Raw genomic sequence first — 16,080 nt, forward strand, 5'->3', positions numbered from 1 at the left:
AAAATCAGGCACCTATCTTTTTGATCGTCAGAGGGATTTCCGCGTGATCGTCATAACGCGCGGTACAGGCGGCGACGTCATTGGTTCCCGCTTTGCAGGTAATTTCAGGCATCGGATAACGTGAACCGTCGGTACAACGGGCATTGCCGCGACTCTTAATCATTAATTCACCCGACTGGTGCAAACCAGAGAAAATCTCGGCACGACAAACAATGTTGTCACCATGAACCACGCGTGCAGTGCCTTTATTGGCCTGGATCTGATAGCGCAGCGACGGCGCTTTGCCGCTCACCGGATCTTTAACATCGACCATGACGCGCCAGTTACCGTTGAGAAAACGCGTCGTTCCTGCCTTCATCTGGTTGGCATCCATCACCAGCGCATCTTTTGGAATCGCGGCGATCACCACCGGTCCTTCGACAGGTTTCTCTTTCTTCGCAGTGGGAGTCACTTCAGCACGATGCAGGGGCAGTGCAGATGTCAGTGCTGGCAGCGGTGCCATATCAACCTTAGCGACTTCAATAGCGGCGGCTGCGGGTACGGGCTGGATGGTCTGTTGCTTCCACAGCAGCGGTCCAACAATGGCTGCAATAATCACTGCGGCAACGGGCAGGCTCCACAGCGGCAGGCGGCGTATGGGCTTCTCCTGTACCGGCGGCGCAGTGACTTCAGGTTCGCTAACAATAACCGGAGGGTGAGGTTCAGGTTCAACCGGTTTTGGCAGATCAACGACTGGCGTCAGTAAGGGGACATCGGCCTCGGCAAAGGTAATTTCCGGTGCGATTTCATCTTCCTGTTCTGGCTCTGCTACGGTAACCACAGGAGGAACATCGGCAATGCGCAGGCAGTCGAGCACATCGTCGCGGGGATTTTCATTCAGATTGACGAAGCCCCAGAACGTAATAACGGGTTTGCCATCAACCAGAAACACGTGATTTTCACCGGGAAATTGGATGGCTTTTTCGAGCAGTGAGCCAAACAGCTGTAGGGAAGTTTTCCCCGATTGCAGGCTTTTACGGCTCAGGGTCGCCGCATTTTCCAGCGTGCTCCCCAGATAGCGCAGCGCACGAAAACGTGCTTCTTCATCAGCGGCTTTCCACGCCACGGCTTTCCCTTCTATCGGGGAATACCAGTCAACCCGATCGCCGTTGTCGTTAATTTGTGGGATCGCCAGACAATCCACCATCGCCTGCTGTTTACGCAGACGAAGCGTTTCACGAATTTGCAATGCTGAATCAAACACGGCCTGACCACCGCCGCCCACGGCCTGATAGTCATCCAAATTGCCGCTGCGCAAGAGAGTTTTTGCCACGTTGTTACCCCTTAGACTTCTTCACGTATCTACTTTACGTTTTATAAAAACGAGCAAACGGCGAAAGAGAGGCAAAAAGGGGCTAATTTTCATGGCATAGAGTGCCGGGAAAAATCTTGACGTTTTGAAAAAGACTTAAGGGAAATTAATTCGCTTGGAGTGATGAATTATTCAGCGAAATACACCGGATTAGAATAACCTGATAGTGATTTGTTATTGGTCAGTTTTTGTCAGCTATGCTCTGATATCCCTGTTAATAATAAAATAAGAAGGCTTATAACCATGATTGCAAGGAAAACGTTACTCGCGCTGGCTCTCAGCGCCGTCTTACCGTCAGGCGCTGCGTTCGCGGCCAATACTGACACCATCATCTATTGCTCTGAAGCATCTCCGGAGTCATTTAACCCGCAAATCGCCAGTTCAGGTCCTTCATTTGTGGCCAGTTCACAGGTGCTCTACAACCGACTCATCAACTTTGATCCAGTAAAGAATACCCCGATACCGTCTCTGGCAACGGACTGGACGATTTCCCCGGATGGTAAGACTTACACGTTTACCCTGCGTCAGGGCGTGAAATTCAACAGTAATAAATTCTTTAAACCGACCCGCGACTTCAACGCAGATGACGTGATTTTCTCGGTATTACGGCAGAAAGATGCCGATCATCCGTATCACAAGGTTTCTCAGGGAAGCTACGAATACTTTAACGATGTTGGTCTGGATAAACTGATTAAAGAAGTGAAGAAGGTCGATGATTATCACGTTCAGTTTGTCCTCAATGAACCTAATGCCGCGTTTCTTGCCGACTGGGGTATGGATTTTGCCTCCATCCTTTCTGCGGAATATGCCGACGCGATGCTGAAAAAAGGCACCCCGGAAAACGTCGATAACTGGCCGATTGGCACCGGGCCTTACGTGTTGCAACAGTACAAGCAGGACTCGCAAATCCGCTATCTCGCTAACCCTAACTACTGGGATGGCACCGTTCCAACAAAGCACCTGATCTTCTCCATCACGCCAAACGTCCAGACGCGCCTGGCAAAACTGCAAACCAATGAATGCCAGATAATCCCGGCGCCAGCCCCCGTACAGTTTGACGAGATTAAAAAGAATAAAGATTTGACGCTGCATGCGGTTGAAGCGCTAAACGTCGGGTATCTGGCGTTTAATACCGAGAAAAAACCGTTTGATAACGTACTGGTGCGTCAGGCGCTAAACTACGCGACCGATAAAAAGGCCATTATTAACGCCGTCTTTTTAGGTTCCGGTACGGTGGCAAAATCACCGATTCCGCCGAATATGATGGGCTTCAATAAAGATCTGCAGGATTACACTTACGACCCGCAAAAGGCGAAAGATCTGCTGAAGCAGGCGGGGCTGGAAAACGGCTTTGAAGCGACGCTGTGGTCAATGCCGGTTCAGCGCCCTTACAACCCGAACTCCCGACGGATTGCTGAGATGATCCAGAGCGACTGGGCAAAGGTGGGCGTGAAGGCGAAAATTGTGTCGTACGAGTGGGGGGAATATCTCTCCGGAATGCGTAAAGGTGAGCATGACACCGCGTTGTTTGGCTGGATGTCAGACAACGGCGATCCGGATAATTTCGCCGATGTGCTGCTGGGCTGCGACAGCATAAAAACCGGATCTAACGCCGCGCGCTGGTGCGATAAAGAGTATAATTCGCTGGTTCAAAAGGCGAAGCTGGTGAGTAAACCGGAAGAGCGCGCCGTGCTTTACCAGCAATCGCAAGAGATTTTCTACCAGCAGGCTCCGTGGATAGCCCTGGCAAACGGTAAAACGTTCTACGCTACGCGCAGCAACGTCAGCGGATACAGCGTCAGCCTGATGGGCAGTGATTTTTCAAAAGCAAAATTAAATTAATGAGTTAAGGAGAGGTTATGTCGCATCTGGATGAGGTCAGCGCACGTGTTGATGCCGCCATTGAAGAGAGCGTCATTACGCATATGAATGAATTGCTGATTGAGCTCAGCGATGATATCGCGTTGAGCCGGGAAGACCGCTATACCCAGCAACAGCGTTTGCGTACGGCTATCGCACATCATGGCCGTCAGCATAAAGAAGATATGGAAGCCCGTCGCGAACAGTTGACCAAAGGCGGCACAATCCTCTGATATTTCACTTATCCGACCTACAGGCACGTTCTGTAGGTCTGATAAGCGAAGCGCCGTCAGGCAATTAAAATGAACGTCTCGCCACCAGCCACGCCCCGATGACCAACAGCACCGCGCCACAGACCGGACCTACCAGCGCCCGCAGCGGCACGCCGTGACTACGTAGAATATCCAGCACCAGCCCGCCGATTAACTGGCTAGCCACCAGCACCGCGATAGTGGTAGCGGCACCCACATTTTGGTACCCACTGATGCTGGCGAAAACAAAGAACGATCCCAGCAATCCGGGGATGAGTGTCCACCAGCGCACGCTGGATACCAGTTCTCCAAATCCCACAGCTCCTTGCTTAAACCACAGTATGCTGACAAACAGCACGATCCCGACAAGCGAGTTAAGTAACATGGCGATGAGGATCGTCGAAGACGTCTGGGTGATGCGTACCATCAAGGTATTTTGCACCACCAGACCAATACCTGCGGCAATCAGAAAGGAGAGGGTCAGCGTCTGGTTCATCTACGGGCATCCGGATCGCGGCGATCGTCTAGCTGTAACTGCATGAAGGTCAGATCCAGCCAACGGCCAAATTTGGTTCCAACCTGCGGCATTTGCGCGGTGGTTTTAAAACCCAGCAAGCTGTGCAGATGCAGTGATGCCTGATTCTGAGACTCAATACCTGCCACCATCACATGCTTGCCGCATGCGCGGGCTTCGTCTATCAGTCTGCTGAGTAGTGCCCGTCCTAGCCCTTTTCCCTGATGTTCAGGATGAACATACACCGAATGTTCAACGGTATGACGGAAGCCATCAAAGTTACGCCAGTCGCCAAAGGAGGCGTATCCTGTAACCACGCCATTCTCTTCACTCACCAGTACCGGATACCCCATCAATTGGCGGGCTTCATACCAGGAAATACGGTTTTCGGCATCGACCGTTTGATCGTTCCAGATAGCCGCCGTATGCAGTACCGCATGGTTGTAGATTTCTGCAATGGCGGCGCAGTCTTCTTTGCTGGCAAATCGAATTGACATGTTGAACCTCAGGGGTTGTTCACTATAGTATTACAATATGAATACTATTGAAGACAGCATAAATCAACGGATCAGTGCAAGAATTCGCATTGAGCGGGAATCTCGCGGTTGGTCACTCACGGAACTTGCCGAGCGCGCGGGTGTGTCGCGGGCCATGATCCATAAAATAGAGCGCGGCGAGAGTAGTCCAACGGCTATGCTGCTGGGCAGGCTTTCCGGCGCGTTTGGCATCAGCATGTCTACCCTGATTGCGCGGGCTGAAATGCAGGAGGGCAAGCTACTGCGCTTCGTCGATCAGCCTGTTTGGCACGATCCACAAAGTCACTATCTGCGCCGCCATGTTTCACCGCGCAGCGATCTGCCTATCGATCTGGTGCAGATCGAATTACCCGCCGGAAGTGATATCCCGATGCCAGCCTCTTCCTATGTGCTGGCCAGACAACTTATCTGGTTACAGCAGGGGGAATTAGTCTTTGTCGAAGGGGACGTACGCCATGAAATGCAGGCAGGTGATTGCCTGGAACTTGGCCCGCCGAATGACTGTCGGTTTATCAATGAAACCGCGCAACCCTGCGTTTACCTGGTTGTGCGGTTAAACCACGTCGTCAGCTAAATAGCAGGAACGGGCTGCTACTATTGATGGATTCATGCCAAAAGCAGAGGAGCACATCATGGGTCAACAGACTAATCGTAACCGTCGTTGGGTACTGGCTTCCCGTCCACATGGCGCGCCAGTCCCAGAGAACTTCCGTCTTGAAGAAGATGAAGTCGCAACACTGGGCGAAGGCCAGATGTTGTTGCGCACCGTTTATCTTTCCCTTGATCCCTACATGCGTGGCCGCATGAGCGATGAGCCATCTTACTCACCACCAGTAGAGGTTGGTGGTGTTATGGTGGGGGGGACCGTAAGTCGCGTGGTGTCATCCCACCATCCGGACTACCAGCCAGGCGAATGGGTATTGAGCTACAGCGGTTGGCAGGACTATGACATCTCCGACGGTAACGGGCTGGTGAAGCTTGGCGATCATCCCGAGCATCCCTCCTGGGCGCTGGGTGTTATGGGTATGCCGGGGTTTACCGCTTATATGGGCCTGCTGGATATCGGTCAGCCAAAAGCGGGGGAAACGCTGGTGGTAGCTGCCGCAACCGGGCCGGTTGGCGCAACGGTCGGGCAGATCGGTAAGCTTAAGGGTTGTCGGGTGATCGGTGTGGCGGGTGGGGCAGAGAAATGTCGACATGCTACCGAGGTATTGGGTTTTGATGTCTGTCTCGATCACCACGCACAAGATTTTGCGCAACAACTGGCAAAAGCCTGCCCGCAGGGTATTGATATTTATTACGAAAACGTCGGTGGAAAAGTATTTGATGCTGTCCTGCCATTGCTCAATACCTCAGCGCGCATCCCGCTTTGTGGCCTGGTCAGCGGTTATAACGCAACGTCGCTTCCGGCCGGACCTGACAGATTACCGCTGTTAATGGCAACGCTGCTGAAAAAGCGTATCCGCATGCAGGGTTTTATCATTGGTCAGGATTATGGACACCGTATTCATGAGTTTCAGCGGGAGATGGGGCGCTGGGTTAAAGAGGGCAAAATCCACTACCGCGAGCAGGTGACCGACGGTCTGGAAAATGCGCCACAAACCTTTATCGGTCTGCTGACCGGCAAAAACTTCGGCAAGGTAGTGATTCGTCTTGCTGAGGGTTGATGCGTAAGGGTGGAAGACGGTGAATGTCTGTAACCAGGCCTGCTTCGTACAAAATGTAGGCCTGGTAAAATGCCAATGTCGTTATCTGGTATTCATGGAGAAAATAAGAAGGTTACTACCCGAAAGCGAATAAACACTCCACATTGAGATAAATAATGATTACTATTCTCATTCTTAAAAAGGCAAAACCATGATTTTGCTCATTGAAGCTATGTGAAGCAGTAACAAACGAATTTATCAAAGGGAGTCGTCATGTCTTTACGTCATCTGTTTTCGCCGCGTCTGCGTGGTTCTTTACTGTTAGGTTCACTGCTCGTTGCATCATCTTTTACTACGCAGGCTGCAGAAGAACTGCTGCGCAAAGCCGTCGGCAAAGGCGCCTATGAAATGGCGTACAGCCAGCAAGAGAACGCGCTGTGGCTGGCGACCTCACAGAGCCGCAAACTGGATACCGGCGGGGTGGTTTATCGTCTTGACCCGGTCACCCTCGAAGTGACCCAGGTGATTCATAACGATCTCAAACCATTTGGTGCCACCATCAACAATGCCACGCAAACGCTGTGGTTCGGCAACACGGTAAACAGCGCGGTTACGGCGATGGATGCCAAAACCGGTGCGGTGAAAGGACGCCTGGTGCTGGATGCGCGTAAACGTTCTGAAGACGTTCGCCCGCTGCAGCCGCGTGAGCTGGTCGCCGATGATGCCACCAACACGGTATACATTAGCGGTATTGGTAAAGAGAGCGTGATTTGGGTGGTGGACGGTGAGACGATCAAGCTGAAGGACACCATCCAGAATACCGGCAAAATGAGCACCGCTCTGGCTGTCGACAGCAAGGCTAAACGCCTGTACACCGCCAATGCCGACGGTGAATTCATTACCATTGACACCGCCACTAACAAAATTCTCAGCCGCAAAAAACTGCTGGATGATGGGAAAGAGCATTTCTTTATCAACCTGAGCCTGGACACAGCGGGCAACCGCGCATTTGTCACCGACTCTAAAGCGGCGGAAGTGTTGGTAATCGACACCCGTAATGGCAATGTACTGGCAAAAGTCGCCGCGCCGGAATCCCTGGCCGTGTTGTTCAACCCAACGCGTAATGAAGCCTACGTGACTCATCGCCAGGCCGGTAAAGTGAGTGTGATCGACGCGAAAAGCTATAAAGTCGTCAAAACATTCGAGACCCCAACGTTCCCGAATAGCCTGGCGCTCTCCGCCGATGGTAAAACCCTGTACGTCAGCGTGAAACAGAAATCTACCCGCGAGCAGGAAGCCACTCAGCCGGACGATGTTATTCGTATTGCGCTATAAAACATCCGGAGGGGGAAACCCCTCCTGTCATTTCTCTAAACCCCACGATACGCCTCGTTACACCCCGCCAGTAGCCCGAGCCACTTCAGGGACTTACACTACGCCCTCAACGGCTAACTGAATAACACGGGAATACCATGAAAAAGCCATTTATCTGTCTTTGTGCAGGCGTAATGCTGTTTACCCTTGCAGGATGTACCACCGATTACGTCATGACGACCAAAAGCGGACAAACCATCACCACCCAGGGTAAGCCAAAACTGGATAAAGATACGGGAATGACCAGCTATACCGATCAGGATGGAAATGCGCGGGAAATTAACAGCAACGATGTAGCGCAGTTGATTGAAGCGAACTAAAAATGAAGGCCTGAAGGGTTAACCAGTCAGGCCTTCAGCCATTACGGCGCGGTGCGGTGGATTTCCGCGACGCGTTTACGTACGCCGTACCAGCCTGCAACCAGCAGGATGGCAATCAATGGTAATGACGCGATGGTGTAGGTGCCGTTTGGATAGTCAAACGCCATCAGCACCAGTACGCTCAGCAGGAACAGTAGGGTTAGCCACGAGGTAAACGGAGCGCCCGGTAGTTTAAAACTGACGTCTGCCGTTTTACCTTCTTTTATGGCCCGGCGCAGACGCATCTGACAGACCATGATAAAGCCCCACGACGCAATAATGCCCAACGACGCGAAGTTCAACACGATCTCAAACACCTGCGACGGTACCAGATAGTTCAGAAATACCCCGACGACATAGACGACCAACGTGGCGAGGATCCCAGCCCAGGGTACTTGTTGACGGCTCATTTTAGCCATGAATTTAGGCGCCGATCCGCCCATCGACATGGAACGTAAAATACGCCCGGTGCAGTACAGCCCAGAGTTAAGGCTGGAAAGCGCCGCGGTGAGCACCACAATATTCATGATACTGCCGATATACGGCACGCCCAGTTTGGAGAAGAAGGTAACAAACGGGCTTTGCCCCGCCTGATAGGCATTCCACGGCAGTAACAGAACCAGCAGCACGACAGAACCCACATAGAACAGACCAATACGCCAGATAACGCTATTGATCGCTTTTGGCACCATGGTTTGCGGATCTTTGCATTCTCCAGCAGCGGTGCCCACCAGTTCAATGGAGGCAAACGCAAAAACTACCCCCTGAACCAGTACCAGCGCCGGCAGCAGACCATGTGGGAAGAACCCACCGTTGTCGGTGATCAGGTGAAAACCGGTGGCGTTACCATCCAGCGGCTTTCCAGTGCCTAAAAAGACGGTACCCACCACCAGGAAAATCACAATCGCCAGCACTTTGACCAGCGCAAACCAAAACTCCATCTCCGCGAACCACTTCACGCCGATCATGTTCATGGTGCCGACAATGGCCAGCGCGCCGAGAGCGAACACCCACTGCGGTACATCACCAAATGCGCCCCAGTAATGCATATACAACGCCACCGCGGTGATATCGACAATGCCGGTCATCGCCCAGTTGATGAAGTACATCCAGCCAGCCACATAGGCGGCTTTCTCACCTAAAAATTCGCGAGCATAGGAGACAAAGCTGCCGCTGGAAGGGCGATGTAAAACCAGTTCACCAAGCGCACGCAGTATAAAGAACGAAAAAATACCGCACACCAGATAAACCAGCGCCAAAGCAGGACCCGCCATTTGCAAGCGTGCGCCAGCCCCTAAAAACAACCCGGTACCGATTGCGCCGCCAATGGCGATCATTTGTACCTGTCGATTACCCATCGCTTTGTGATACCCCTCTTCGTGGGCATTCAACCAGCGTCGTTTCGCCGCATGTTGTTCCGCGGCTTGCGTGTTGTTTGTGTTCATTACTTTTCCTGTTGACCTGACAAAAATACAAAATCCTTTTTGCCGCACCTGCTGCGGCGAAAAACAGCCTTAACCTTCATTGTGTTATGGGGGAAAACTGCCGGCCGAGCATCCTACATTCAATTGTTCGGTTCCGCAAAGCCCCGATAACAAGAATTCAGCATTTTTGTACAGCCAGCACTGGCGCGGTGTGGCCTCGATTCAGCCAATAAAAGAGAAGGGCGTAAATACGTGGAGAGGTGTGCGCTTATCGAGACATTCACCCGATAAGCGCCGTAAGGTTATGCTGATACGCCAAAGACCTGAACGGCCTGCTGTAAGCGCGATGAACGTTGAGTCAGATCGGCGGTAGCATCGGTGACACGCTCCACCATCTCGGCGTTATTGTGTGTCATGGTGCCAACGCGTGAAATCGAATCGTTAATCAGATCCAGCGCCTGGGTTTGCTCACGCGTCGCCAGACTAATATCTTTGATCATCATCGACATCTGCAGGACATCGCCAATCATCCCAGTGAGATGCGTTTCCGTTTGCTCCACCATTTTGACGCCGCTGTTAACGTTAGCGACATTCTTCTCAATCAGCTGTTTGATCTCTTTTGCTGCCGACGCCGAGTGCTGCGCCAGATTACGGACCTCTGCCGCCACAACGGCAAAACCACGCCCGGACTCCCCGGCTCGCGCGGCCTCAACCGCGGCATTGAGCGCCAGAATATTAGTCTGGAAAGCAATGCTGTCGATAACGCCAATGATGTCGACTATTTGCCCGTTGTCACGCGATATCGCCTGCATCATGGCGATAGTTTGTTTCATAATATCGCCGCCTTCTGCCGCATTGGCGCTGGTTTTATCGGCCATGGTCATAGTATGAGCCGCAGTCTCAGCAGTTTGCTGTACCGCGCTACCAATTTCTTCAATGGCGGCAGCGGTTTGTTGCAGGTCGGCGGAGGTTTCTTCTGAACGCTTGTGCAGCGCCGTACCTTCTTTTGATACCCGCTGACTGATGGCGCGAATACCGGATATTTGCGTACTGACATCGTCGACCAGGGAATTCAGATTAAGCCCGGACTGATTAACCAGACGCATCAGCATTCCGATCTCATCCACCCGATTTAAATGACAGTTATCAGGTTTTCTCCCGGATACCACTTTCTTCATTTGCGTCAGTAGCGTATTAACTGGCTGACAAATTTGATACTTAAGGTAAATAGCAAGCATCAGAAATAAGAACAATAACCCTCCCGCCTGAATAAATGGATTAACAGGAGCGAAGAGAAATAGCACAGCGAGCAGGGCGATTACCCCTAAAGAATAATTGACGCGCTGGCTAATGCTCAGCCATTTAAACATTGATGCCCATGACAATATTCCGCGACGAATGATAATGCCTTTAAAAAGACGAAACCCTTTAAGCTGCTGATTATTAATTTTTTGATATAAGCTTTCGCTTTGAGTTATTTCATCGCGCGAAGGAACGGTACGCACCGAGATGTAGCCGGTGAGTTTTTCATTGTGCCAGACTGGCGTAACGTTGGCGCGAACCCAGTAATGGTCGCCATTCTGCCGACGGTTTTTCACCATCCCCGTCCAGCTGTCTCCCTGCTGTAGCGTGTACCACATATCGGCGAACGCCGCGGGAGGCATATCGGGATGGCGAATAATATTATGTGGTTCGCCCATTAACTGGTGTTCGTTAAATCCGCTGGCATCAATAAACGCGGAGTTGGCGTAGGTAATATGACTTTCTTTATCCGTCGTAGAAAGCAGCGTCGCTTTATCGTTAAGTGCGTGCTCAATTTGTGTAACGGGCATGTTACTTTTCATAGAGGTCCCATGGTGCTATGTATAATCCATACAAAAATCCCCGCAATAAAATCGGGGGATATTAAAATCTGTTTTAAACCGTTTTAATAAGAACGTTGCATTCTCTACTAATCATCAATTCTGTGGAAGTAGTTAAAATAAAAATTCCTATGTAAATCATTCATCCTGTGTCATAAAAGTGAAACAATTAATACAAGCGCATAACGTGACAAGTCGTTTAAACTGACTTAACGTAAATCGCGTTAAAAAACCTTTTCGTAAAAAGAAAACTGGCATGAAATGATTTTGATGTTATTACCGTGATTCCAACGACCCTATTATATTTTGTAGGCTATTAATTGCGGGTGTTTTTCTGTTTAGCGTTACAACCAGTACTGGGCGATCCAAATTTTAACCCTGGCAGCGACAGGGGTTGTTATCTACTTTTTAGCTGAGCAAATGTGAATTAAATGTTTCAGTATGGCTATTTGATAAATTAATAATAAAGACATGTTAACAAACATAGGCTCGTAACATGTCATATCGCCTGAGTATTCTGGATAAAAGCCCCATCGGGGAAGGTGAAACTGCCGCGACCGCGCTTTCCCGTACGTTGCGCCTGGCGCAACTGGCAGAAGAGTGGGGGTACCATCGTTTCTGGATCGCGGAACACCATAATACGGCACAGCTGGCCAGCCCATCGCCGGAGCTGGTGATCGCCTGGATCCTCGGGCAAACCCAGCATATCCGCGTAGGTTCCGGCGGCGTAATGCTGCAACATTACAGCCCGTACAAAGTGGCGGAAAACTTCAATCTTCTGGCATCGCTGGCTCCTGGACGTGTTGATCTCGGCGTAGGGAAAGCCCCTGGCGGCTTACCGCTGTCGACCCAGGCGTTACAGCATGGGCTGCATCAGGAAGAAAAAGGCAGTTTTGCCGACCAGCTTTCTTTGCTTAACGATTGGCTGGCGCTGAGCGGAACGGAAAGCGGGGAAACGGTATTCCCGACGCCAATTCCACCGATACCACCGGAAAAGTTTGTACTGGGAGCCAGTGTGCAAAGCGCGCAGTTAGCAGCGCAATCCGACTGGAATTTCATCTTCGCAGCGCACCTCAATGGTGACAAAGCGTTATTGCATGACGTTTTGTCCTTCTGGCAGACCCACAGTGCACGCCCGACGATAGTCGCCGTCCAGGTGATTGTGGCTGACAGTTACGACACCGCTGCGCAACTGGCGGAAAACGTACAAATCTGGGGCGTGGAGCTGGAAGATGGTCAACGTGTCACGGTAGCCAGCGAAGAACAGGCGCTGGCGTTTGCCGCTCAGTCTGGCAGCCCACCACGCAAAATCGCGCGTCGTGAGCAGGCGTTGCTACACGGCACCGCTCAGGAGGTGATGGCAAAGCTGAATGCTCTGCATACGCAATTTGGCATTGACGAGTTCATTATCGACACGCCAGTGGCGCAAGGGCATGCGCGTCTGACATCGCTGCGTTTGTTAGCGCAAGCCCATAACGCCGTGGAGGTGCTCTGATGACTCTCGGCTCAACGCTTATCGACTGGCGTCGTGAACTACATCAGCATCCGGAGCTTTCCCTGCAGGAGGAAGCAACCACGGCGCGCATTCACGCCTGGTTGCACGCTGCGGACGTCGACATTCTGCCGTTCGAGCTGAAAACCGGTCTGGTCGTGGAAATTGGTCAGGGAGAAGATGTCATCGCGCTGCGGGCGGATATCGACGCGCTACCGATAGAAGAAAGCGCCGATGTTCCGTTTCGTTCACTCACGCCGGGCGTGATGCATGCCTGCGGGCATGACGTCCATACCAGCGTCATGCTTGGTGCAGCACTGCTGCTAAAACAGCAGGAAATAACCTTACCGGGGCGAGTACGTATTTTGTTTCAGCCAGCTGAAGAGAGTTTCGGCGGCGCAAAAACGTTGATCCGCGCCGGTGCGCTGCAAAACGTAGCGGCTATTTTCGGTATGCACAATGAGCCCGGTTTGCCGGTGGGCGAATTTGCCACACGCGGCGGCGCATTTTATGCCAATGTCGACCGCTTCGTACTGCGCATTAATGGCAAGGGCGCACATGCGGCGCGTCCGCATGAAGGTAAAGATGCCATCCTGCTCGCCAGCCAGTTGGTAACGGTGCTGCAAAGCGTTGCCAGCCGCGACATAAACACGCTGGATTCGGTGGTGCTCAGCGTGACCCGTATTCAGGGGGGAAACACCTGGAACGTACTGCCGGAGTCCGTTGAGCTGGAAGGGACACTCAGAACGCACCGAACCCAGGTGCAGCAGCAGGTTAAGGCCCGCGTTAATGACATCGCCGCCGGATTTGCCCACGCCTTTGGCGCACAAATCGACGTAATCTGGCATGCGGGACCAACCGCATTGGTAAATGATGATCGTTGGGCCGATATTGCCACCGCGGTGGCGAAACAGTCAGGCTATACCACCCACCATGCCGACCTGCATATGGGCGGAGAGGATTTTGCCGTCTACCTGCAAAATACACCTGGCGCATTTGTCAGTATTGGCAGCGCCAGTGAATACGGATTACATCACCCGGGATTTAATCCGGACGAGCGTTTAATTGAACCTGCCGCGCACTACTTTGCGCAGTTAGCAAAAACGGCATTCGCACACCTTTAAGTTTACCTGTTGGGTAGGGGTTATTATGGCTGAAAATCGGCAACTACGGCTCGGCACTATTCTACATGGCGCATCGGGAAATATGTCCGCGTGGCGCCATCCGGCGGCTCAGGCTGATGCCAGTATTAATTTTGATTTTGTCAAAGAGACAGCGCTTATTGCGGAAAAAGGGAAGCTGGATTTTATTTTTGTCGCCGATGGTCTGTATATTAATGAAAAATCAATCCCACACTTTTTAAATCGTTTTGAGCCGCTGACAGTATTATCCGCTTTGGCCAGTATCACCAAGAATCTGGGGCTGGTTGGCACGGTGTCCACATCATACAGCGAGCCGTTTACGACCGCACGGCAGTTCGCTAGCCTGGACCATCTCAGCAAGGGGCGCGCGGGTTGGAACGTGGTGACGTCGCCTCTGGAAGGATCGGCAAAAAACTATTCTCGCGCTCAGCATCCAGAGCATGCCCAGCGTTATCGTATTGCCGATGAATATTTACAGGTAGTGAAAGGGCTGTGGGATTCCTGGGAAGAAGATGCTTTCACCCGTAATAAAACAAGTGGAGAATTTTTTAATCCGCAAAAGCTGCATACGCTTAACCATCATGGAGATTATTTCCAGGTCGCTGGGCCATTAAATATTGGGCGTACACCACAAGGCCGTCCGATTATATTTCAGGCGGGAGCTTCAGCAGATGGCAAGAAATTAGCGGCGCAGCATGCTGATGCCATTTTTACCCATCAGGAGTCGCTGGCAGAGGCTATAGCTTTCTATCAGGATGTAAAAAGCCAGCTGGAAGTCGCCGGACGACATCCTGAACAACTGCATATATTCCAGGGCGTCAGCGTTATTGTTGGCGACAGCGCAGAAGACGTTGAGCAGCAGTATCAGACTACCGCTGCGCTGGTCTCCGTTACTGACGCGCTGAACTATCTTGGCCGCTACTTTGAACATCATGATTTTGCCCAATATCCGCTGGACGCACCGTTCCCGGATCTGGGCTCTCTCGGACAAAACAGCTTTCGCAGTACGACTGATGAGATCAAACGCAACGCACGCGAGCGTGGTTTAACACTTCGTCAGGTTGCTCTGGAAGCGGCCAGTCCACGTCCGCGTTTCAGCGGCACGCCACAACAGGTTGCCGACGGCTTGCAGCAGTGGTTCGACGAAAAAGCCGCAGACGGTTTTATCATCCAGGGCGGAACGCCGGATACCTTCCCGCGTTTTGTCGAACAGGTTGTCCCCGTGCTTCAGGCGCGCGGCCTGTTCCGCCATGAATATCCCGGTACGACCCTGCGCGCAAGCCTGGGATTAGCGACACCTGCAAATCAATTCACACAATAAGAGAAAAACGCTATGCAGAAAAAATCAGTATTTCTCGCGCTGTCACTGGCTTTAAGCGCGACCGTTTGGGCAAATGAGGTGACGATTAACGGCACCGGCGTAAGCCTGGAAGCCAATAAAGCGCCGATCAATACAGCAAAGAATCCGCAGGCGATTGCGCAGTTGCCCGCAAACCTGCACCTGGCCGTACCGGGTAAATTCACCGTGGCGATTGCCGGGCTCAGCCAGCCGCCGCTGACCGTCTTTGCCGATGACAATAAAACGCTGATCGGCAGCGAGGCGGATATTGCGCGTCTGGTGGCTGACAGTTTGGGGCTGGAACTTAACGTTGTACCTACGTCATGGGAAGACTGGCCGCTGGGCGTCACTTCCGGCAAATACGATGCCGCGATCAGCAATATTACCGTCACCAAAGCACGCAAAGAAAAATTCGATTTCGCGACGTATCGGAAGGACTCTCTTGGCTTTTATGTCAAAACCGGTAGCAAGCTGAAGAAAATCGAGCAGGCGGAAGATATCGCAGGACTACGCATTATTGTCGGTTCGGGGACTAACCAGGAAGCCATTCTGTTGGCCTGGAACGATGAGAACGTGAAGAAAGGGTTACAGCCGTTTACGCCGGTGTATACCAAAGATGATGCCGCGCAAACCCTGGCCCTACAGTCGGGCCGCGCCGATGCCTACTTCGGTCCTAATGTAATCGGCGCGTGGAAAGCTGCACTCAACGGTAAAACGCAATTAGTGGGTAGCGTTGATGGCGGTTGGCCAAAAGCGGCACATATCGCTGTGACGCTGAAAAAAGACAGCGGCCTGGTTCTGCCGGTACAAACCGCCCTCAACGGCGTGATTGGCAACGGCGACTATGACAAGGTGCTGAATCGCTGGGGAGAAGGGGGGGAACGCATTCCACAATCTGAAATCAACCCGGCCGGTTTAGGCGACTAAGGA

General features: G+C 52.0%; 13 protein-coding genes and 1 pseudogene. 9 read left to right on the forward strand and 5 right to left on the reverse strand.

Translation table 11 applies throughout. From position 1 onward, the window contains the following. Positions 1 to 4 precede the first annotated feature (4 nt). Positions 5 to 1,312 (reverse strand): SrfA family protein, encoded by a 1,308-nt coding sequence (locus SK38_RS05575; RefSeq protein ID WP_048235331.1) that lies wholly within the window; start codon positions 1,310 to 1,312, stop codon positions 5 to 7. A gap of 282 nt (positions 1,313 to 1,594) precedes the next feature. Between SK38_RS05575 and SK38_RS05580 the strand changes: the two genes are divergently transcribed. Together SK38_RS05580 and SK38_RS05585 are read left to right on the forward strand one after the other, a co-directional pair. After that, a complete protein-coding gene (locus tag SK38_RS05580; protein WP_048235332.1) occupies positions 1,595 to 3,193 on the forward strand; it encodes an ABC transporter substrate-binding protein in 1,599 nt (532 codons plus the stop codon). A gap of 17 nt (positions 3,194 to 3,210) precedes the next feature. Beyond that, positions 3,211 to 3,444: a YdcY family protein gene (locus tag SK38_RS05585; RefSeq protein WP_048235333.1), complete on the forward strand. Its 234-nt coding sequence runs from the start codon at positions 3,211 to 3,213 to the stop codon at positions 3,442 to 3,444. 64 nt (positions 3,445 to 3,508) lie between these two features. Here the strand turns inward: SK38_RS05585 and SK38_RS05590 are convergent, their stop codons facing one another. Together SK38_RS05590 and SK38_RS05595 are read right to left on the reverse strand one after the other, a co-directional pair. Continuing rightward, positions 3,509 to 3,958, reverse strand: coding sequence for a DMT family transporter (locus SK38_RS05590; RefSeq protein ID WP_048235334.1), 450 nt, complete (start codon positions 3,956 to 3,958; stop codon positions 3,509 to 3,511). Further along, entirely contained in the window at positions 3,955 to 4,473 is a 519-nt protein-coding gene (locus SK38_RS05595) for a GNAT family N-acetyltransferase (RefSeq protein WP_048235335.1), read from the reverse strand. The genes SK38_RS05590 and SK38_RS05595 overlap by 4 nt, the downstream gene beginning before the upstream one ends. Positions 4,474 to 4,510: 37 nt before the next feature. Between SK38_RS05595 and SK38_RS05600 the strand changes: the two genes are divergently transcribed. From SK38_RS05600 to SK38_RS05615, 4 genes are all read left to right on the forward strand, one after another. Beyond that, a complete protein-coding gene (locus SK38_RS05600; protein WP_048235336.1) occupies positions 4,511 to 5,086 on the forward strand; it encodes a helix-turn-helix domain-containing protein in 576 nt (191 codons plus the stop codon). Between the two features lie 58 nt (positions 5,087 to 5,144). Further along, the gene (locus SK38_RS05605) at positions 5,145 to 6,179 is read left to right on the forward strand and encodes an NADP-dependent oxidoreductase (RefSeq protein ID WP_048235337.1); all 1,035 of its coding nucleotides are present in this window, start codon (positions 5,145 to 5,147) and stop codon (positions 6,177 to 6,179) included. Positions 6,180 to 6,431: 252 nt separating this feature from the next. Next, on the forward strand, positions 6,432 to 7,493 hold the full coding sequence (yncE, locus tag SK38_RS05610; RefSeq protein WP_003833093.1) for a 7-bladed beta-propeller protein YncE: 1,062 nt from the start codon (positions 6,432 to 6,434) through the stop codon (positions 7,491 to 7,493). A gap of 137 nt (positions 7,494 to 7,630) precedes the next feature. Next, positions 7,631 to 7,852 (forward strand): YgdI/YgdR family lipoprotein, encoded by a 222-nt coding sequence (locus SK38_RS05615; protein ID WP_003020157.1) that lies wholly within the window; start codon positions 7,631 to 7,633, stop codon positions 7,850 to 7,852. Positions 7,853 to 7,893: 41 nt separating this feature from the next. Here SK38_RS05615 and ansP read toward each other — a convergent pair whose 3' ends face one another. After that, on the reverse strand, positions 7,894 to 9,336 hold the full coding sequence (gene ansP / locus SK38_RS05620; RefSeq protein WP_048235338.1) for an L-asparagine permease: 1,443 nt from the start codon (positions 9,334 to 9,336) through the stop codon (positions 7,894 to 7,896). Positions 9,337 to 9,617: 281 nt separating this feature from the next. Beyond that, a complete protein-coding gene (locus SK38_RS05625) occupies positions 9,618 to 11,159 on the reverse strand; it encodes a methyl-accepting chemotaxis protein (protein ID WP_048235339.1) in 1,542 nt (513 codons plus the stop codon). 514 nt (positions 11,160 to 11,673) lie between these two features. Here SK38_RS05625 and SK38_RS05630 point away from each other — a divergent pair. The 3 genes and pseudogenes from SK38_RS05630 to SK38_RS25170 all read left to right on the forward strand — a co-directional run bounded on the left by SK38_RS05630 (position 11,674) and on the right by SK38_RS25170 (position 16,077). After that, on the forward strand, positions 11,674 to 12,672 hold the full coding sequence (locus SK38_RS05630) for an MsnO8 family LLM class oxidoreductase (RefSeq protein WP_032943505.1): 999 nt from the start codon (positions 11,674 to 11,676) through the stop codon (positions 12,670 to 12,672). After that, on the forward strand, positions 12,672 to 13,793 hold the full coding sequence (locus SK38_RS05635) for an amidohydrolase (RefSeq protein ID WP_032943504.1): 1,122 nt from the start codon (positions 12,672 to 12,674) through the stop codon (positions 13,791 to 13,793). Before SK38_RS05630 ends, SK38_RS05635 begins: the two co-directional genes overlap by 1 nt. Before the next feature lie 25 nt (positions 13,794 to 13,818). Further along, a pseudogene (locus SK38_RS25170) lies at positions 13,819 to 16,077 on the forward strand (NtaA/DmoA family FMN-dependent monooxygenase). Positions 16,078 to 16,080: the final 3 nt, after the last annotated feature.

This window comes from Citrobacter sp. MGH110, from assembly GCF_001037515.1.
Taxonomy (GTDB): Bacteria; Pseudomonadota; Gammaproteobacteria; order Enterobacterales; family Enterobacteriaceae; genus Citrobacter; species Citrobacter portucalensis.